The 19,781-nt window shown below is 42.1% G+C and carries 21 protein-coding genes; 4 read left to right on the forward strand and 17 right to left on the reverse strand.

The genetic code is table 11. From position 1 onward, the window contains the following. Positions 1–94: 94 nt before the first annotated feature. The 7 genes from I585_RS13000 to I585_RS13035 all read right to left on the reverse strand — a co-directional run bounded on the left by I585_RS13000 (position 95) and on the right by I585_RS13035 (position 7,519). On the reverse strand, positions 95–1,513 hold the full coding sequence (locus tag I585_RS13000; RefSeq protein WP_010742251.1) for a PASTA domain-containing protein: 1,419 nt from the start codon (positions 1,511–1,513) through the stop codon (positions 95–97). Then, a complete protein-coding gene (locus I585_RS13005) occupies positions 1,506–2,180 on the reverse strand; it encodes an ABC transporter ATP-binding protein (protein WP_010742252.1) in 675 nt (224 codons plus the stop codon). The genes I585_RS13000 and I585_RS13005 overlap by 8 nt, the downstream gene beginning before the upstream one ends. 66 nt (positions 2,181–2,246) lie before the next feature. Continuing rightward, on the reverse strand, positions 2,247–3,719 hold the full coding sequence (locus tag I585_RS13010) for an ABC transporter permease (RefSeq protein ID WP_010742253.1): 1,473 nt from the start codon (positions 3,717–3,719) through the stop codon (positions 2,247–2,249). Between the two features lie 46 nt (positions 3,720–3,765). After that, entirely contained in the window at positions 3,766–4,443 is a 678-nt protein-coding gene (locus tag I585_RS13015) for an ATP-binding cassette domain-containing protein (RefSeq protein WP_010742254.1), read from the reverse strand. Beyond that, on the reverse strand, positions 4,440–5,711 hold the full coding sequence (locus I585_RS23685) for an FtsX-like permease family protein (protein ID WP_010742255.1): 1,272 nt from the start codon (positions 5,709–5,711) through the stop codon (positions 4,440–4,442). The genes I585_RS13015 and I585_RS23685 overlap by 4 nt, the downstream gene beginning before the upstream one ends. A gap of 54 nt (positions 5,712–5,765) precedes the next feature. Beyond that, positions 5,766–6,860 (reverse strand): sensor histidine kinase, encoded by a 1,095-nt coding sequence (locus I585_RS13030; protein WP_010742256.1) that lies wholly within the window; start codon positions 6,858–6,860, stop codon positions 5,766–5,768. Next, positions 6,851–7,519 carry a response regulator transcription factor gene (locus tag I585_RS13035; protein ID WP_010742257.1) on the reverse strand — a complete coding sequence of 223 codons (669 nt, stop codon included), beginning with the start codon at positions 7,517–7,519 and terminating at the stop codon, positions 6,851–6,853. Before I585_RS13035 ends, I585_RS13030 begins: the two co-directional genes overlap by 10 nt. 360 nt (positions 7,520–7,879) lie before the next feature. Between I585_RS13035 and I585_RS13040 the strand changes: the two genes are divergently transcribed. Beyond that, positions 7,880–8,410, forward strand: coding sequence for a hypothetical protein (locus I585_RS13040; RefSeq protein WP_010742258.1), 531 nt, complete (start codon positions 7,880–7,882; stop codon positions 8,408–8,410). 52 nt (positions 8,411–8,462) lie between these two features. Here I585_RS13040 and lacD read toward each other — a convergent pair whose 3' ends face one another. Genes lacD through I585_RS13065 form a run of 5 tightly spaced genes read right to left on the reverse strand, consistent with a single transcriptional unit; the run spans position 8,463 to position 12,212 of the window. Further along, complete coding sequence (gene lacD, locus I585_RS13045; protein ID WP_010742259.1) at positions 8,463–9,455, reverse strand: tagatose-bisphosphate aldolase; 993 nt, start codon at positions 9,453–9,455, stop codon at positions 8,463–8,465. Between the two features lie 18 nt (positions 9,456–9,473). Further along, the gene (gene lacC, locus I585_RS13050; RefSeq protein ID WP_010742260.1) at positions 9,474–10,400 is read right to left on the reverse strand and encodes a tagatose-6-phosphate kinase; all 927 of its coding nucleotides are present in this window, start codon (positions 10,398–10,400) and stop codon (positions 9,474–9,476) included. Positions 10,401–10,412: 12 nt separating this feature from the next. Continuing rightward, positions 10,413–10,928: a galactose-6-phosphate isomerase subunit LacB gene (lacB, locus tag I585_RS13055; protein ID WP_010742261.1), complete on the reverse strand. Its 516-nt coding sequence runs from the start codon at positions 10,926–10,928 to the stop codon at positions 10,413–10,415. A gap of 15 nt (positions 10,929–10,943) precedes the next feature. Then, a complete protein-coding gene (gene lacA, locus I585_RS13060) occupies positions 10,944–11,372 on the reverse strand; it encodes a galactose-6-phosphate isomerase subunit LacA (RefSeq protein WP_010742262.1) in 429 nt (142 codons plus the stop codon). 51 nt (positions 11,373–11,423) lie between these two features. Continuing rightward, positions 11,424–12,212 (reverse strand): DeoR/GlpR family DNA-binding transcription regulator, encoded by a 789-nt coding sequence (locus tag I585_RS13065; protein WP_010742263.1) that lies wholly within the window; start codon positions 12,210–12,212, stop codon positions 11,424–11,426. Positions 12,213–12,367: 155 nt separating this feature from the next. On the opposite strand from I585_RS13065, the gene I585_RS13070 reads away from it, so the two are divergent. Genes I585_RS13070 through I585_RS13080 form a run of 3 tightly spaced genes read left to right on the forward strand, consistent with a single transcriptional unit; the run spans position 12,368 to position 14,685 of the window. Further along, a complete protein-coding gene (locus tag I585_RS13070; RefSeq protein WP_010742264.1) occupies positions 12,368–12,859 on the forward strand; it encodes a PTS sugar transporter subunit IIA in 492 nt (163 codons plus the stop codon). Between the two features lie 41 nt (positions 12,860–12,900). Further along, on the forward strand, positions 12,901–13,203 hold the full coding sequence (locus I585_RS13075) for a PTS sugar transporter subunit IIB (RefSeq protein ID WP_010742265.1): 303 nt from the start codon (positions 12,901–12,903) through the stop codon (positions 13,201–13,203). A gap of 21 nt (positions 13,204–13,224) precedes the next feature. Continuing rightward, positions 13,225–14,685 carry a PTS galactitol transporter subunit IIC gene (locus I585_RS13080; RefSeq protein ID WP_010742266.1) on the forward strand — a complete coding sequence of 487 codons (1,461 nt, stop codon included), beginning with the start codon at positions 13,225–13,227 and terminating at the stop codon, positions 14,683–14,685. Between the two features lie 40 nt (positions 14,686–14,725). Here the strand turns inward: I585_RS13080 and I585_RS13085 are convergent, their stop codons facing one another. From I585_RS13085 to I585_RS13105, 5 genes are read right to left on the reverse strand one after another with little or no spacing between them, the layout of a single operon-like run. Beyond that, complete coding sequence (locus tag I585_RS13085) at positions 14,726–15,478, reverse strand: DeoR/GlpR family DNA-binding transcription regulator (RefSeq protein WP_010742267.1); 753 nt, start codon at positions 15,476–15,478, stop codon at positions 14,726–14,728. Between the two features lie 14 nt (positions 15,479–15,492). Then, positions 15,493–16,269: a sulfite exporter TauE/SafE family protein gene (locus tag I585_RS13090; RefSeq protein ID WP_010742268.1), complete on the reverse strand. Its 777-nt coding sequence runs from the start codon at positions 16,267–16,269 to the stop codon at positions 15,493–15,495. A 14-nt stretch (positions 16,270–16,283) separates the two neighbouring features. Continuing rightward, positions 16,284–17,408, reverse strand: a complete 1,125-nt coding sequence (locus I585_RS13095; RefSeq protein ID WP_010742269.1) for a radical SAM/SPASM domain-containing protein — start codon at positions 17,406–17,408, stop codon at positions 16,284–16,286. 16 nt (positions 17,409–17,424) lie between these two features. Beyond that, positions 17,425–18,279: an N-acetylmuramic acid 6-phosphate etherase gene (locus tag I585_RS13100; RefSeq protein WP_010742270.1), complete on the reverse strand. Its 855-nt coding sequence runs from the start codon at positions 18,277–18,279 to the stop codon at positions 17,425–17,427. Positions 18,280–18,323: 44 nt separating this feature from the next. Continuing rightward, the gene (locus tag I585_RS13105) at positions 18,324–19,778 is read right to left on the reverse strand and encodes a sulfatase (protein ID WP_010742271.1); all 1,455 of its coding nucleotides are present in this window, start codon (positions 19,776–19,778) and stop codon (positions 18,324–18,326) included. Positions 19,779–19,781: the final 3 nt, after the last annotated feature.

The raw sequence follows: 19,781 nt of genomic DNA on the forward strand, positions 1-19,781 counted from the left end.
CAAATAAACTCATTCACTAAAAAAGCTGAATGAGTTTATAATTTATATTTTCATTTCACTTATATTAATCGATCATTTGATCACAACCGAACCTTTATTCGCTCGGTTTTTCTTGATTTCCTTCACTGTCACCTCCGCCATTATTATTCGGGAAGCTGGTTGGTGCTGAACCTAAATTTCCCAGGCTAATATCGATTGATACTGTCAGATTTAACGGGACATAATCACTAAAGTGGCTCATTCCTACGACCGTTCCCTTAGGCTGATCTGAGTCTACACGCCGAATGACATAATTGATGTTGGCGCCTTTTGATTGAAACTCCTCATGGAAGTATTTTTGCAGTCCGCCTTCCACCATCGTTCCTCGCAAATCCTTCATGTAGGGTCGGCCCAACGAGTATAGGACTTTAATTGTTAAATTATCTTTTGTGCTTAAAACCTTTCCCGCCTCAACACTTTGCGAGACCATTTGACCATAAGGCAGATTTTCAGTATAAATCCCTTTTGCCTGTACCTGCACCCCTTCCAAAGCGGTCCCCGCATCTTCCAAGCTGTAATCCGCAAAATTAGGAACAACATAGCCTTTTCCTAATGAAACGGTAACGGTCATTTTATCTTTTTTCGCGATTTTTTCGTCCTTAGGAATACTTTGTTCCATGATACTGTCAGCAGGAATATCATTAGACGTTTTCTCCTCGTAAGTCAGATCGATCTCATTATTTTTCGCCCAGCTCTCGACTTCACTGCGAGGTTTTCTCTGGAAGTCCGGGACTTTGATGTCTTTTTGGTAGGTCTGCTTTCCTTTTGAGTAGTACACCTTTGCGGCATCTTTTCGCTGATAATTTTCCGGCGTTACCTCTGCATTGGCGATTTCCGTGCGGAGCGGCCGGTCTTTTTCTACAGTGTCACTAAACTCTTCGATCAAGGAAAGATTCTCTGCTTTATGCTCTTTGATCCATTGCTCGGCTTGCTGTTTGTTCATTTTCATAAAGTCGGGTAACGGAATCTTCTCTTTAGGATCAGCCCCTAAGCTATTCGTAACATTCAATACATCGCCTTTTTTGATCCTTGATCCCGCCTTTTGTTCTTGCGCTAGAATTGTATTGGCCTCTTTTACCCGGTCATAGGATTGTTTGACCTTGGGCTTTAGTTTATTTTCCGATGCCCAGACCTGCATATCCGTCAGACTTTTACCGACAAAGTTAGGAACTTTGACATGGGTCTGCTGATAATAAATGAAACCCAGCAGCAGACTAACTGCGATAGCGCCCAAGATTATCCAACGTCTTTTTCGTTTTTTCTGCTGCTTATAGGCGGGATCGATCCCTTCCTCTTCCTGCGGGGCTCTGTTTCTGCGTTTTATTTTTGGATCTGGCGACTTTTTCGACTCCTTCGAGGGAGCGTCTTTTTTCGGCATCTTCTCTACTTTTTCTACTGTCTCTTCAATCGGTTCTTTTTCTTGTTTTCTTCGATCGTAATTATCCCCATTAAAATTCGATAGAAAATCACTCATACGGCAACAGCTCACCCTGATTTAAATAGAAGGTCTGATCCGACTGTTCAGCAATTTCTCGCGAGTGGGTCACCACGATCACACATTTATTGTGGATCGCCGCCAATTCTTTAAAGATCGTGACAATCTCTTTTTCCATCCCTACATCTAAATTTCCTGTTGGCTCATCTGCCAAAATGATATCGACATTGGTCGCTAATGCTCGCGCGATCGCGATCCGTTGCTGTTCACCCCCTGAGAGCTGATTGACTAACCGATCCGCTTTTGCCTTGGTGATTCCAATGTAATCCAAAAGATTATAGGCAATTTCCTGCATATCTTGCGGCATTTCGTTATCTGTGATTGACATCGCCACTAAGACATTCTCCAGTCCGGTCAAATATGGGACGAGGTTATAATTCTGAAAAATAATACTGACATCGTCGCGGCGAAAACGGTCATAGCCGATTTGCTTGATGTCCTCTCCGTTATATAAAATCTCACCTGAAGTTGGAGCATCCAACGCGCTGATTAAGGATAAAAAGGTCGTCTTTCCCGAACCGGATTCCCCAAGTATGGTATAAAATTGTCCTTTTTCAAATTTCACGGAAGTATCTTGCAAGATCATGCGGCGTTTTCCGCCATCCTGATAGAAATAGCTGAGCTCTCTTGTCTCTAATATGGTCATCGTTTTTCCTCCTAATTGATCGTTATCTGCTTTTTCATGTTTGTAGTTAAACGTCGAAATCGACTACTACATCATGATTTTCTTAGAATTAAGCCGCATCACATAGGTCAGCGGTAAAATGGCAGCTAAAAGAATTGTCCCGATCCCAGCGATGAGATAGGTCGCGATATAAGTCATAGAGAAGCGGACCTCATAGTTATTTAACACATCTTGACTTGATAACGAAGAACCTAAGACTGATCCGCCGCCCATCGAAACGATTTGATTTCCGATATTTTGCGCCGCTTGATCCATCGTGTCCCCGGCAATCAATGATTCCGAGACCATTTTCCCCAAAATGTTTCCTGAGATGAGGGAGATCAACAGTGCCGCGAGACTGATCACAAATAATTCGGCAACGACCTGCTTCATAATATTCTTTCGCTGTTCTCCTAGAGATAAATAGATGCCCCACTCGTGACGGCGATCTTTCATAAAGAGCACAACGACGAGAGAAATGATCAATAAGGATGCTAAAACGGCCAATAAAACAACATAGCCGGAAATCTTGGACAAACGTTTGACGCTTGCTCCGACTTTATCAAATTCATCGGTAGACGCAACGGCTTTGTAGCCATCCGGCAGCAGTGGTTTAATTTCCGCTTTGAACGCGCCAACATCATCTGGCGATTTCAAGGTAAAGACTGGTGATACTTCTTCCTCGACTTCTTCTTTTTGGTCCGCAGGCAGATTGTCCGTCTCGATCTTGTTGATGTCACGAGCAACCCCATTAGAAACAAACGCCGTATTGTATTGCTCCATTTCGGTAATTTGCTGATTTAAAGCATCCTGACCGTTTTGACCATCGCTTTTCTTTTTTTCCAGCTTAATTGGTTCAAACAAACCCACGATTTTAACCGCATGTTCTGTCGAATCCTGCGAATCAAGCGTACCATCTTCTTTAGGCGTCAAGGTAACTGTATCCAGCACCATTTGATCGCCAACGGATAGACCATTTTCATCGGCTACTTTTTTCGAGATTAGAGCGACTGGCTTTTTCCCCGTCAATTCTTCCTTCGTAAGCATTCGGCCATCGACCAGTTTGACCTTTTTATTTTTAAAGTCCATCGGTTCTGTGCTGTTGCTGCCTTTTAAAGTCATCGATTTGTACGGCGTTGCCACCTGCACATCGCCCTGCTGCTTCATTTCATAAGTCTTGAATTTTTTTACATTCAAGTAGGCCATGTAACTATAATCGTAGTCCTTCACATAAGGCGAGGCGCCCATTTTTTTGATTGTCTCTTCCTTTAAATTATCCGGACGTGTCATAGACTGGACTTCGCCGTTTTCGTTTTGTTCCAACAGCTTATTCAAATCAGGTTCAGCGGAAACTGTCGCTCCCAGCTGCTGTTTCATCTTCTTCTCAACATTGCCCGTCGATTGCTGAATCGCAATCGCTCCGGCAATCACATTTCCTAAAACAAAAATAACTGCAAATAAGATTACCGATTTTCCTTTAGTTCTAAAAATACTATTTTTCGCTCGTTTCCAATAATTCATCGTGACATCCTTTCTGTCAAAAAACTTGGATGATTGGAAAGCGAGATCAGAGGACAGGATCTTGTTCTTTGATAAAGAGTAATTTTCCTTCATTAAGTCCCCATAATTCATCCGCGAATTTCACCGATTGGATCGATTGAGTAGTAAAAATCAAACATTTTTTCTGCTGCAGACAGTGTTCTCTCAGCCGTTTCATTGCATAATCAGCGCCGCATTCGCTAAATACTTTTTCAGACTCATCGACTAAGATCAGCTTAGCGCTCTTTTTCATTAGCAGTTTGGCTAAAGCGGTTAATTGACGGTCCTTCTCCGTTAGTTTGCTGACGGAGGTTTTTAGCTGATTTTCTGCTAATCCAACGGACAATAAACCTTTTTTCAACGCTTCTTTAGTAGACTTGCCGCCGGAAAGCAGCATTTCCATCTCCAAATTAGCCAAGGGAGAATCCTTCAGCAAGCTGCTCTTTTGAAACAGACAAGCTGTCTCACGGCCGCGATAAGTGTTCCGATCAATTTCAGCCAACTCGTGCCCTACAAAGGTCAAGGATCCCTTAGAGCAAACCACCAATCCTGCAAACAATGCTAGAATTGTGGTTTTACCGCTGCCGGGGGCTCCAAAAATCTGATAACTTCTGCCTGTTTGAAAGCTTCCGCTAACTCCATCTAACGTCTTTACTTCTGATTGCTTATAGCAATAGTCAACTTGCTCCAATCCCCATTCATTCATCGTTTCGCCACCTCCTGTAATGGTTCACGAACGATTTTAGCAATTCTAAGATTGACCAGCAGCAGCGTAATCACCAGATACAGCCCTAAAAAAATGAAACCTAAGTAATCTGACCAGCTATTAAGCCAAAGGGCCGTCTGATCAACATGGGGAAAGAGCCAATCGACAAAGGGTTCCTGATCTGTTAGGCTTTTTTGAAGCTTGATCAGCCATTCGCCAGTGATCCACTTGCTGAGCTGCTGCGAAATAGCAACCGCGGCAAGGGTGATTCCTAAAATAAGCATTACGTTCTCAAGCGAGCTGCTAAGTGCCAGCGTTCTTTGATCCATTCCCATCAAATACAGCGTATAGAAATCCTGCCGTCGTTTGACTGTCAGCTGATAAATTACCGCTATTAGAACGATTCCTAAAATCAATGCCACGATTAACCCATTAAAAAGCAGGTCGATCGTATCTTTAACGGACTGTAAAATCCCCTGAGACCAGCCTTGACTGATTAAGGAAAAATCTTTAAAAGATTCGGTCTTTTTAAAATCTTTTACAAAATTTTTAATTTCCTTTTTACTGGTCAATTGAAACATCACATTTGAAATCGTCTGTAGGATCGTTCCTTCCATGGCAGTGCCCGTTTTCCAGTTGATCAAGACTGTACTGGAGGTTGTCAGCCATTCAGCCGTTGAAAATTCGGCAATTCCGACAATCGTCACTTTCTGTTCCTGACCTTTTGTCCCTAATAGAATGGTGTCCTTCAGCTTCAATTTGTTCGCTTTTGCTAGAGATCTGCTGATTACACAAGTATTCTCTTTAAGCGGAGCGGAGCCTTGCAGTTTCTCTTTTTTGTTTGTTAGCAGTGTTTTCAACGAGTCGTTATCCAGCATCGTCACTGACAAGTAATTTCCATTTGTTTGATCCGGCGGAAAGCTATAAAAACCTGTCGTGGTCTGATCCTTTTCCTTCGGCTGCACCAATGTTGAGGCAGCGATACCTTGTCCAAGTAATTGACTCTTTTTTACATAGGACAAATTTTTCAATCTTTCATAATCGGTTGGATTCATTTTGTTTGCTTGTCCTGTTTGATTTAACTCTTGCACGCCCTTTACTACAGTCGCCGCCTGCTCACGATAATCTAAAAAATAGACCGTTGCCATTCGATAGATTTGCAGCAGTGAAAAAACGATCAGCAGTATCAATAAAATAAAGCTGCCGGCTTTCAAGTGACTGAAACGATTGCGTTTAAGATTTAGCCAAGCATGTCGGATGATGATCATCGCTTTCGTCTCCTCCTATGAGCGTATAGTAGCAAATCCTCTGTTAACTGAATGTTAACCGGCACTAGGAAAACTCAAATAGAATGTCGATCCTAGTTTTTCTTCACTTTCCAAGTAAACAAACCCGCGACACAAATCACAAACATGTGATACGACCGAAAGACCAATACCGTAGCCATCTTGTTTCAGACCATGTACCCGATAACGATGAGAAAAAATCGCTGGTTGCTTCTCTTGCGGAATGCCGATCCCTCGATCTTTTACTTGAATGATCACACTTCCGTTTTTGTTGGTGATCTTTACAGTCACTAATTTTCCGTCCCCATATTTGATGGCATTATCCACCAAATTCGAGACTGCACGATAGATCCAGCGGTCGCGTCCTTTGATCAGCGTCGTCTCCTCTTCGCAAAATTCAAATAAAAGATCCGGATAATTCTTCTTATACGCGTCACAAACCTCAGCACAAACTAAGGAAACATCCACGAACTCGTTTCCTAGATCCTCTGTATTGTTCGATAGCGTCAGAATATCATCAATACTGTCCGTTAAACGATCCAACAACGCCAGATTTCCCTGATTCGCCTGCTGCCGTTCGATCTCAAGATTCGCTCGTAAAATAGCGATGGCATTTTTTTGCTCATGGGTCAGATAACTATTCAAACGGCGATAATCCTCTAAATGGCCATCAAATTTATCCTTCAATTTATTGAACGCTTCACTGAGCGCCTCGTCCTTTACCGAATTCTTAGGTAATTGATCAATAAAGTTCAGATCATGAGTAATTGCTAGTATTTGATTGGTATAAATTTTTCGTAAGACCAGCCAAAGTAAAAAGGTCAATAGAAGTACGGCGGAACAAATAACTAAAACCATCGCCGGCAAATATTTGAACAGCTCGTCTTGATATGCCTTTTCTAACATGGAAACATTCAGTATTTGATTTTTCCCGGGCTCTGCAGTTTCTACTTTCGTTTTCGACTGAACAGCTGAGTCCGTTCCCATAAAATAAACGTCTTCGCCAAGAGTAGAAGCGATACTGACTCCTTGCACATTATTCCGCAAGAAGAAGAAACTCACTAAGATGACCCCAGTTACCAGCAGCGAAAATGTCAGCATCGTTACCGTCATTTTAAAATTTAATCGCATAATTGATACCCCTTCGCTCGAATCGTTCTTAGGACTTCATGCTCCGCAGATTCAGCCAGCTTCTTTTTTAGACGAGCCAAATGAACCCGCAAGACCGAGGAAAACGGGTCAAAATCTTCGTCATAAACATGTTCAGAAATTTCCTCTGATGACACGACCGCCGGATGACGTTGCGCGATGCAGAGTAAAATATCAAACTCCTTCGGCTTTAAAAGAATCTCCTTTTGCTGATAGCGGACCTTTCGGCAAACCGGATCAACGGTCAAGCCACCAATTGAAATCTGCGGCAATGAACGTCCATGATAACGCCGAACGACCGCGCGTAACCGCGCTTTCAATTCTAATAATTCAAACGGCTTCACCAAATAATCGTCCGCACCGAAGTCCAGTCCCTTTGCCCGCTCTTCAATCTCATCACGAGCGGTGATGATGATGACCGGACTTTCGACTTCTTCCTCTCGTAAATTTTTCAGTACTTCTAACCCATCCCTTTTAGGTAAATTCAAATCCAGCAAGATGCCATCATAAGAATTCACGAAGGCCTTTTCTTCTCCCTGTTCTCCATCGTAGGCCAGATCCACCGAAATATTCTCCTGCTCCAAGCCCTTTTTTACCGATAAAGCCAATTCACGATTGTCCTCAACCACCAGTACGCGCATCTATTTTCACTCCTTATTTGGATAAAATAATACTTCTTGTTCTTTTTAGAATAGTACAGCTCCTTCGCCAAAGTCTATTTCCTTTTTGTGAAGATTTTAAGATTTTTATCAAAAAAGCGAACAACTGGACCTATTTATTTACCAATCACAAACTATTTCAACAAACCAGTAAACGTTAAAAATAGTTTCTAATTTCAAAATAAACATTTTTGATAATATGTAAAAACAAAATAAATCTATTGTGATATAATATTGAAAGAAATAAATCAATTAAATAGTGTCCCTGATGGATCAAATTCGTTTGAAGGTTGAATAGTTTTTATTATCGCTTGCTCAAAGATAAATTTGGAGGGGTTAAAAATGAAGAAAAAGAATCTATCAATTATCATGATGGTTATGATCGTTGGACTTTGCTTACTGGGAGCGGTTGGTTTCGGTTCAAAAGCAGATGCAGCCGAATCACCAAGAACCACGATCAATCGGCTTTATAATCCAAATTCAGGGGAGCATTTATTTACTCCTAGTGATTTTGAACGTGCTACGTTGATTAATTTTGGCTGGAAAGATGAAGGTATCGGTTTTTACGGACAAGGTTACACGACTGAAAAGACGTCCTATGTTAGTCGTGTTTATAATCCAAATGCTGGAGATCATCATTACACTGCGAGTAATGATGAGGTTCAGCACTTAGTAAAAGTTGGCTGGCATGACGATAACATTGGATTCCATATGCCTTTCAGCGGGGGGCAGCCAGTCTATCGCTTATACAATCCAAATGCCACAGCGGGTGCTCATCACTTTACACTGCTAAAAAGTGAACGTGACCATTTAATCAAAGTTGGCTGGAAAGATGAAGGTATCGCCTTTAACGCGTATGATAAATTGCAATAATCGACAAAAAAAGGACGATGAACAGTTCAATGTTCATCGTCCTTTTTCATTTTTATGATAGAGTTGTTTCCAGCACTTCTACTGGTGTTGCGGTTTCTTTCAATACCGCATTCAGTTCTTCGATATTCTTACATCCTTGAGTATTCATCCATTCGATGGCTGCTTCTTTGCCTGCTGTAATGTAGCTTTCTACACCGTCCGCCCATGTAGCCCGTCCACAAAGTACTCCATTGAAGGTTGACCCGGCGTCTTTTGCAAAATGAAGCGTTTCTTGGAATAGCTCCGCTTTAACACCGGCGCTTAAAAATATGAACGGTAAGTCAGTCGCTCCAGCTTGTTCTTTGAAAAAGTTGGCGGCTTCCGCTTTGGTATGAACAACTTCGCCAGTCGCGTAGCCTTCGACATAGTTCATATTGACAGGCACTTCAACCTTCAATACATCCACTCCGTAACGCGGATCAGAGAACTCCTTCATCATATCGTTCACCTTATGCGGTTTTTTGATCGCGTATTCTCTCGATGTCGCATCAGAAATAGTTGCGTCGTAGGAGACCAATTCTAAGAAAAACGGTAGATTTTCCGCCTGACATTCTGAACCGATCCGCTCGATAAAGGCATGCTTTTGATCATTGATTTCATCAGATTCATCGACATCATAGTAAAGTAAAAATTTGCAGGCGTCCGCGCCCGCTTCTTTTAAGCGTTTGACAGACCAGATTGATAATAGATCCGGTAAACGCCCCGGAGTTGATGCGTCATAGCCGGTTTTTTCATATGCTAATAATAAACCGGCATTTTCGGCTCTGACATCTGCTGCTGGCAAGCCGTATTCAGGATCTAATAAAATCGATGAGGCGTATTTCGTTAATTGCTCAGAGACGATTTCTTTGAATTCGACAATCTCTGACTCTTCAGCCTCGCTGCCTTTGAACTTGGTGATCATCTTCTTCAACGCACCGCGCTGATCAATCGCTAAAGCCCCGATTACTCCATCTTCATTGCACAACTGCTTGATAAACTGACGCTTTTCTTCACTTGTTTCCATACTGTTCGCTCCCCTTATTTAGACTTCTTCAACTTTAATTTGATCGAATAGTGTTTGATAATTGGCCAACTCGACGTAGCCGGTTGTTGCTTCTTGTGCGTTTAACATACCAAGGACATTCCCTTGTTTTAAAATGGCTTCGTCTGAAAATCCTTTTTCGATTGCATCTGTCAGGCCTGCCACTGTCGCATCACCAGATCCAACGGGATTAACGACAGCGATCTTAGGAATCATTACGCGATAAAATTTATCGAAATGTTTCGCAAAAGCACCCTCGCCGCCCATCGAAACAACGATCCATTCAATCCCATCGAAGATCGAATCGGATAAAGCCGCTTTTAGTTCCACCGCATTTGTAGAAATCGGTTTTTCCAATAGACCAGCTAATTCTTCCGTGTTTGGTTTGATTAAGTGCGGCTTAGCATCCCCTGTAAGTACCTCTTTCAATGCTTCACCGGAACAATCCAAAACAACTGGTTTTCCCTCACACCGCTGCAGCATCTGACTATAAAAATCCACTGATAATCCTTCAGGCAGACTGCCTGAAAACGAGATAATAGATGCTCTCTTCGCTAATTGCTCGAAATGTTCTAAGAACGCCGCAGCTTCCTCTTTGGTGATAACTGGTCCGCTTTCCAGAATTTCGGTCTGCTGGCCCTCGTGTAAAACAGCGATACAATTTCGCGTTTCACCGCTGATCGGCAAAAAATCATGAGCGATCTTTGTTTGATCTAAATCCTTTTTAATTTCCTCTCCCAGAAATCCGCCGATCAAACCGCTGGCCACTACATCAGCATCTAATTGTTTCAAAATACGGGTAACGTTCAAGCCTTTGCCACCTGCCGTTTTGCGAACATTGCGCACACGATTAACGGTATCCAGCTTGAACTCTGCTAAGGGATAAGAAATATCGATCGACGGGTTCATCGTAATTGTTAGAATCATTGGCCGCTCCTCTTAATCGTGGTATTCGCCGCGATCCCATTTTTCGATAAATTCATCGAAGAAATGCGGATCTGACTGATTAGCACTGGCTTTTTCAACATGATCAATCTTCGCGATCAACTTCTTATTTTCTTCTGTCTCTTGATATTCCGCCTTAATGAACGCGTCTAAAATGTCGCAGATCAGAAATTCCCCAGTGATCCGTGCGCCGAAGCCGATCACATTTGCGTTCAATTGTTCTTTCGCATAAATGGCAGTAGTCATATCTCGCACCAATGCACTGCGAATGCCAGGAACTTTGTTGACAGCATTATTAATACCGACACCGGTTCCGCATAAGCAAACACCTAAATCCGCCTCGCCATTCGTTACGGCCTCGCCGACTTTCTTTCCATAGATTGGATAGTGGGTTCGCGTAAAGTCATAAGTCCCCATGTCCAACACTTCATGTCCTTTTGATTTCAAAAAATCTGATACAGCCATTTTAGTATCTGTGACGATATGGTCACAGCCGATTGCGATTTTCATTTTATTCATCCTTCCTTACGCCATTTTATTTAACATATCGACACGAACTTGATGCCGTCCGCCGTCGTAATCCGCTTGCAGAAATTCTCGTACAATATTCAATGCCAACTCATCCCCGACAATTTCAGAACCTAGTGTGATCATGCGGGAATTGTTGTGCTCTCTCGTCATATAAGCACTGCGTTCATCTGAAACTTCTGCCGCTACCATTCCTTTGACCTTTACCGCCGTAATAAAGCTGCCGGCACCATAGCCATCAAAAGCAACTCCTAGACTGCCTTCGTTTTCATTCAAATCATTGGCGATCGCCAAGGTCGACTCAACAAAATCCTCCGAAGCAGTTTCACTTTTATCGACGACGGTAAAGCCTTTAGCGATTAAGTCTTTCTTGACCAATTCCTTTAGTCTCATGCCTTCTTTGTCTGAACCAATTACTACACGCATTTTTGTTTCCTCCTAGTTAGATAGTCGTATTCTTTGTGTTGCCCGCACATCCTATTGAATGATCTTGGTGTATTGCTGATAATAACTCTTCAGTTCGGCTGAAAGAGTAGAATCCGTAAATAGCGCGTCGATCTTGCGCAAATCATAGAAATTATAAAAATCACTATGATCGAATTTGTTTGCATCCGAAACCAAACATTTTTCGGCCGCGTTGTCTAAAACGATCTTCTGCAAAGTCCCCTCCTCAATACTGAAGTTTGAAACCTCAGTACCTTTTAATCCGTTGACTCCGACAAAAGCCTTCTTGATTCCAATTTTCTGCACCGCTTCATTGGCGATCGAGCCGACAAATGCTCCCGTTTTCTCACGATAAAGCCCGCCAATTAAATAGAGCTCAAATCTTTTTGTCTCACTTAATAGATTGAAGACCGGAAGACTGTTCGTCACGATCCGTAGTGAATCGTGTTCGATATATTGCGTCATCAGCTCGATGGTCGTTCCTGATCCAAGAAAGATCGTGTCATCTTCTTTGGTAATATAAGCGGCCGCATGTTTGGCGATGTATTCCTTTTCTTTGGTATGCAGCTTCTTCTTTTCATTATGGGAAAGCTCGTTTGCTGCTTTTGTTCCTTCTATAGAAGAAATCAGTTGTTCTTCACTGGTCATTTTTTGTGCGCCGCCGTGGACTCTTAAAAGTTGTTTCTTTTGTGCAAGCTCTTCAAGATCTCGTCGAATGGTCATATCAGAAACAGCTAAAACTTCTTGAATAAACTTAACCGTGATCGTCCCATAGCGATCACACATGGCCAAGATTGATTGTTGACGCTCTGTTTTCAGCATGTGTTGTCCCTCCACACACTTATAATAAAACATAATCGAACAATAATCAACATAATATGTTTATTTATTTTCGTTTTGTGTTGACAAAGCAAATGTAAGCGATTATACTCAACATGTAAACAAACACAAACGGACTTAGAAAGGAGCTGTTTTGTTTGAAAAAGCTTTTTTTCAAAGACACGACCTATGTTTCTAGTCGAAGTACACAAGAAGAAGTTTTTGAGGAAGTTTATTTGGATCTGCTAAACAAACAATTAGTTACTGAAGATTTTTTGGCCAGTCTTTTAGAGCGGGAACGAAATTATCCGACCGGTTTAGATCTCTCACCCGTTTCAGAGGTATTGCCCGACATCGCGATTCCTCACACCGAGAGTGAATATGTGCGAACGACGCGCATTATTCCGATCAAACTGAAAAATGAGATTACTTTCCATAATATGATCTCGCCGAGCGATCAAATTTCTGTCCGTTTCCTATTTATGATTTTGAATGAAAACGGTGAAGCGCAAGCCGGCATGCTGGCGGATATCATGGATTTTATTAATTCGGTGGACAAAGAAAAATTATGTGCATTTTTCAATCTACAAGACATTGAAGCAATCTATCAGTTTTTAGAGGAACACTTTACTATGGAAGTTTCTGCATAATGCAGGATAAAAAATAAACATATTTTAAGGAGAGAAAAATCATGATCAAAATTTTAGCAGCTTGTGGCGCGGGAGTTAATTCAAGCCATCAAATCAAAAGTGCCCTAGAAACAGAACTAAACAATCGCGGCTATCAAGTCACCTGTGACGCCGTTATGATCAAAGATATCAATGAGGAAATGTTGTCTCACTACGATATTTTCGCTCAGATCGCTAATACTGATTTAGGATTTAACGTAAATATCCCGATCGTTGATGCAGGAGCGATCCTTTACCGCATCCCGGCAATGGCTGAACCTGTTTACCAAAGTATGGAAAGCGCTATCCAATCAATCACTAAATAGGCACCAAGAAAGGACAAGCTAATGAGTACAATTATTGATATCGCCAATCAAATATTTACTCCCCTAATCAATTTAGGGGCGGCACCATTAATGACCATCGTACTGACCGTTATCGCCTTATTCTTCAAAGTAAAACCGACTCGTGCTCTAGAGGGCGGGATCAAACTCGGGATTGCTTTGACCGGTATCGGAGCTATTATTGGAATTTTAACGACTGCATTCTCAGACGCCATGACCGCTTTTGTTGAACGAACAGGAATTTCTTTAAATATTACTGATGTCGGCTGGGCTCCTTTAGCAACGATCACTTGGGGCTCCCCTTACACGCTTTATTTCTTATTAGTAATGGTGATCGTCAATATCATCATGTTGGCAATGAAAAAAACCAACACATTAGATGTTGATATTTTTGATATTTGGCATTTAGCTATCGTTGGATTGTTCGCGATTTTCTCTGGCGCGAACCTATTTATCGCTACCGCTTTGGTTATCTTCATCGGTGTACTCAAGATTTGGAATTCTGATTTGATGAAGCCAACCTTCAATGATTTATTGAACGCACCTGATAGTAACCCTATGACAACAACGCATATGAACTATATGATGAATCCGATCATTATGGTTTTCGACAAAATTTTTGATAAAGTCTTCCCTTGGTTAGACAAATACGATTTTGATGCTGCTAAACTAAACAGCAAAATCGGTTTCTGGGGATCAAAATTCGCAATCGGGATTTATTTGGGTATTTTTGTTGGATTATTAGCAGGACAAACACCAACACAAATTTTTTCATTGGCCTTTACCGCGGCTGTATGTTTGGAATTGTTCTCTTTGATTGGCGCTTGGTTTATTGCCGCTGTCGAACCCTTATCACAAGGGATCACCGACTTTGCCAACAAACGTTTGAAAGGTCGTACGATCAACATCGGTTTGGATTGGCCTTTCCTAGCAGGTCGCGCAGAAATCTGGGCTGCTGCGAACGTTTTAGCACCAATCATGTTACTTGAAGCAATTATTTTGCCAGGCAATAAATTATTGCCGCTGGGCGGAATCATCGCTATGGGTGTCACTCCAGCCTTGTTAGTTGTCACTCGCGGTAAATTGATCCGCATGATCGTGATCGGTGCCATTGAATTACCATTGTTCTTATGGTCAGGTACCTTAATCGCGCCATTCGTTACTCAAACGGCCAAAGCAGTCGGTGCTTTCCCTTCAGGACTAAGCGAATCTGCTTTGATCTCTCATACAACAATGGAAGGTCCGATCGAGAAATTCTTAGGCTACTTAGTTGGTAACGCCTCTCAAGGACAAATCGAATTCGTGATCTACGCCGCATTAGCATTGGCCGCTTACCTATTAATCTTCATCTGGTATGCACGTCAAATGAAGAAACGCAACGCTGCGTATGCTGCTGAAAAAGAAGAAAAAGCCGCTCCCGCAGCAGCTAAAGGCAATGTAGCTTATGCCGCTGAAGTGAAATAAAACAAACAAAACCCGGAGATTTTAAATCTCCGGGTTTATTTTATACAAGATGCTTTGTCGCTTTTTCAATTACTTCGTAATGCCTTCGTTCATGTTTATTGGTAATGACCGCCGTCACATCACGCAGATTGTAGAAGACTGAAAAGTCACTCTTTCCGATTTTAGAGTGATCAATCAGCAAATAGCGGTCAACAGAATTATTTAACGCAATTTGCTGGGTCTGCCCCTCTTCAAAGGTAGCGGTCATGATCTTTTGTCCGCTTAAGGCATTGCAGCTGAAGAAGGATTTATGAAAATTCATGTCCATCAGTGATTTGTTTGTGATTTCTCCAATGAAACACTGGGTAGCTACTCTCAGTTCGCCGCCAATCAGATAGATTTTCCAGTTCTTTTTACACTGATTTAATCGATCAAAAATCGGCTGGCAATTCGTCACGATCCGCAAAAAGTCTGCTTGAATATACTGGACAGTCAATTCGACCGTCGTTCCTGGGCCTAGAAAAACAGTATCACCATCATTGATGAATTCCACTGCTCTTTTAGCAATCTTTTCTTTTTCATTGTAATGGACAATTTTCTTTTCACTGTGAGAAAGTTCTTCCTGACGGTAAAGGTTTTGTAATCGCGCGCCGCCATGAACGCGTTCTAACAAGCCTTGTCCCTCAAGCTCATCTAAATCTCGGCGAACGGTCATATCAGAAACAGATAACTCCGCCATGATCTCACTACTGCGAATCGTTCCGTCCGCCTCTAACATTGCCAGAATCGCCCGAAATCTATCTTCCTTTAACATTCCCGATCCCCATTTCAGAAAAATAGTTTTATTCCATTGAAACAATTAATCAGCAGCACTAGAATGATCACCCCTTGGTACACGGTATTCACCTTATCTGCCGGTAATACACCGCTAACTTTAGCTCCGAACCAGCCACCTAGAATAGCGGCCGGAATAATGAAAAGGAAAAGTGATAAATCATAGCGCTGATAGCTGGACGATAAAAAAATGGCGAATAGTTTTGAGGATTGGGAGAAAAAGATTGTGATGATCGAATAAACGGTTGCCTCTTTGATAGTTAATCCGAAAAACAGCATCAGCATCGCCACATTGATCGGACCTCCCCCGATTCCCAACAAACTGGCCAGAAATCCTAGAATAAAACCAACAAATACGTACACAACAGATATTTGACAAGAAAAGCTGAACGCTTCTTTTTTCGAATAAATAAGTGCAAAAAGCAACGTAATGATGGTTAAAACTATCTGAACGATTTGAGTCGTTCTTTCACTTGAGAAGCGTAGGATCCATTCGAAAGCACTATTACCCAAAACACCGCCACCCATTGATCCGACAGAAATCAATAGTGCTTTCCCCCAATGAATCGTGACCTTATTCTTTAATTGGCGAATCGTCGACACGATCGACATCGTAAAAACAGCCATAGATGAATAAAACGAAATAGCGGCCAATGAATGGGCACCGATGAAATCAAAAATCGGCTTGATCAAAACCCCGCCACCCATTCCTGAGATTGCCCCGACAGTATTTGCTGCTACTATAACTAAAAAATAGATAAGTCCGATCACTTTCCTTCTCCCTTTTAACTATTTTTCACTGTCTGTTGTTGCAGACATTCTAAGATTGCACTTATTTTAGGAACTAGCGTATTCAGCAAAACTTGATAACCGCACATTTCCTTTTGTTCGTCCACATAAACAGCATCCTTCATTCGTTTACATCCGCCGCCGCAGTAATTTTTAAATGGGCAATCCATGCAAAGTTTGGTGTCCGCTGATCTTTCACAGAGAAATTTTTTAGTGATATCTTGTTCAAATAGTTCCCTTAAACCTTGTTCTTGGATGTATCCCATACGATACTCGTCCAAAACATAAAAGTCGCAGGGATAAACACTGCCGTCTGCTTCGATTACATATTGAACTTGACAATTTCCCAACAACCCGCAAGCATTCACTTGTTTGCGGGCGAATAAATGAACAAGATCATCAAATAATTTGATACTTATGTAGTTCCCTTTTCCCAATTCTTTGAACCATAGTTTGAACAGCTGCTGATAAAACGTAGCGAAGCGCTGCGGTGTCAACGCATAACTGCTTCTTCTCTCTGCATTTATTTCATCCAAACAGGGAATAAATTGAACATATCGAATGCAATTATCTTGTAAGAACCGGAAAACCTTTTTGGCTTCCTTTGCTAATTGATTAGTTAACACGCATAAAATATTGTAGTTAATTTGATGGTCGTCAAACAGTTTTTTTGTCGCCATTACGCGATGGTAGGTGCCGCGCCCTTTGATGTCTAAACGATTCAGATTATGATAAATCGGACTGCCGTCAACCGATAGACCGACTAAAAAGTTGTACCGCTTAAACAAACGGCACCAGCGTTGATTGATCAATATGCCATTTGTTTGAATCGCATAATGAACAGTGACTCTTTTGGTCTGCTGTTCAACCAATTCTGCAAGCTTCTCAAAATAGCCGATTCCTGCTAAGGTCGGCTCTCCACCTTGAAAGGCCAGTGTCAGCTCATCTCCGTCTTCCAGATCCAAGTAAAGATTGGCAATCATTTTTTGAGTTGTGTCATCCGTCATTTTCCCATAAGAGCGCACGTCTCTAAGTGAACTGATATCTGCATAGAAACAGTATTTGCAACGAATATTACAAAGCGATGATGCCGGTTTGATCAAAACAGAGATGTGCTTCACTGCTTAAAACTCCCATCTATTTAAGAATTTTTGATAGATTACCATTGTGCTTAGCGAGTAGATCACGACTCTCATTTTGAGTAAGAGCTAAGCGCTGAATCAAAATGACCATCGGAAGATCAAAATCGTTCTCTTTTAAAAGTATTTCCGCTTCTTCGTTCGTTATCTTGGCTATCTTGCTCAAAATAGCGATAGAACGCTGAACCAATTTTTGATTGATTGGCTGAACATAGATCATTGCCTCTTCAAAAACTTTACCCAAACGAATCATTAGAGACGTAGAAAACATATTTAGAACTAGCTTTTGAGCGGTCCCAGCCTTCATTCGGGTCGAACCGCTAACAACTTCTTTCCCGACAGGAAGATCAATCGCAACTTCTGCCAGTTCGCCTAGCTCACTTGTTTCAACGCAAGAAATGCCAATCGTGGACGCACCGATCTCTTTTCCATACTTTAGCGCCGCCATACAATATGGTGTTCTTCCGCTGGCAGCAATCGCTACTACAACGTCTGAGGCGTTCAATTGAACCTTTTTTACCTCTTGATAAGCTTGTTCTTCTGAATCCTCGGCCTGTTCGACTGCGCGAAACATTGCTTCCTCGCCACCCGCTAGTAAACAAAAATAGCGCGCAGGATCAATTCCGTAAGTCGGCGTCATTTCCAGTGCATCCATTGCGGCGATACGGCCAGAACTGCCGGCACCGCAATAGATGATTCTTCCACCTTGTAAAAATTTTTGACAAGCTAATTCAACAGCTTCCTCGATTTTGGTTATTTTCTTTTCAACGATACCCGCGATCTCTTGGTCCGATGAATTGATTCTTCTCAACACTTCATTCGTAGATAACTGATCAATATATGTTTCTTTCATTCGAAATCCACTCTTTCCTACTCATTCAGCGAAAGTCGTTCAAATTATTCGACTGGCGCCTCCAAAATGTCTAACTGCGTCTTTAAATGGGTTTTATACCGTTCTTCGATCTCTGGATCAATGACCGGGTTTTGCTGCATTGGGTCTTTTTTAAGATCAAACAGCAAACTATCCTTGGTATATTCAGAGACATCCGGCAAGCCATCTAAAATTGCAGCGCGTTTGATCGGCACTTTGAAAACAGGGAATTCCGTCCTAGCCAAAAAGCGGCCAGTTTGAATAGCTGCAGGATCTGCTTCTCCTAAATAATGTCGAATCGTTGTTGGAATCCCCGCATACTCGAACAACGGCTGATTCTCTTCATTTGGCGAACGGAAATAGCTGTATTTGCCATCGGTGATATTGACTGTGATTCCATGAGCCCCATAAAGCGCGAAGGATTTATCTCGCGGTTCGTCTTCAAAAATCGGCTGCCAAGAAGCTCCTTGCACCTCTTCTGGAGTGGTTGCTCCAAATGCATCCAGCACAGTTGGCATCACATCGATATTTTGCGTTACCTCATCTGTCCTTTCACCCGCTTTTTTCCCTTGCGGATGCTTAACAAACAACGGAATCGCGGCTAGCTCGTTGAAATTATGCATATAGTTTTTTCCAAACAGCTCGCGATCACCCAAGAAATAGCCATGATCAGAGGTTACAATGATCTGCGTATCCTCATACATCTCCGTTTCTTTTAACTTATCGATTAAACGCCCGAAATGAACGTCTGTCATAGTCACCAGGGCCGAATAACGATTTCGAATATATTCTTCCGCTTCCGCAGGGACATCGACTTCTCCGTAGACCGGTGTTTCGAAAAATGGACCTGAATAGTCCTTTTGATAGATATCCATGTATTTTTGGGGCACATCAAAAGGCTCATGCGGATCAAAAACTTCTACTTGCAGAAAGAAGTCATCTTCTCCTTTATTCGTTTCCAGCCAATCACAAGCTGAAGCAAAAGTTCGCGGTGTCGGATAAGCCTCTTCATTCTCATGCCATAGTTCGCGGTTCGCTTGATATTGTTTTCTTAAACGCCCGTGGTATTGTTCCGGCATCCACTCAGGATCGCGCATGATCGAATGCCATGGATCCCCTTCTTGTCCGCGCTGAAAATCCCACGTCGTAAACTGATTGATGTACCCTTCGCCGCCTAATCTGAAATAATGGGTGTGATCCGTCGTCAGATGTGAAAAGACCTCCTGCTCAGCCAGCACTTTAGGCAACGTAATATCAAAGGGTTCAATCGGCCCCCAAGAACGTTCCAAAAAGTTTAATCGACCAGTCATTAAATCCCGCCGTGCAGGCATACACGGCGTTGAACCAATATAGTGATTATCAAAAGTCAGCGAATCCTCGGCAAAGGCATCTAAGTTAGGAGTTAGTACATTGGTCGTTGGATTATAAGTGGATAAGTAATCCTTTCGTAACGTATCCATCAAAACTAAAATTGTACGCATCTT

The sequence above is a fragment of the Enterococcus malodoratus ATCC 43197 genome (genome assembly GCF_000407185.1).
In the GTDB taxonomy this organism is placed as follows: Bacteria; Bacillota; Bacilli; order Lactobacillales; family Enterococcaceae; genus Enterococcus_A; species Enterococcus_A malodoratus.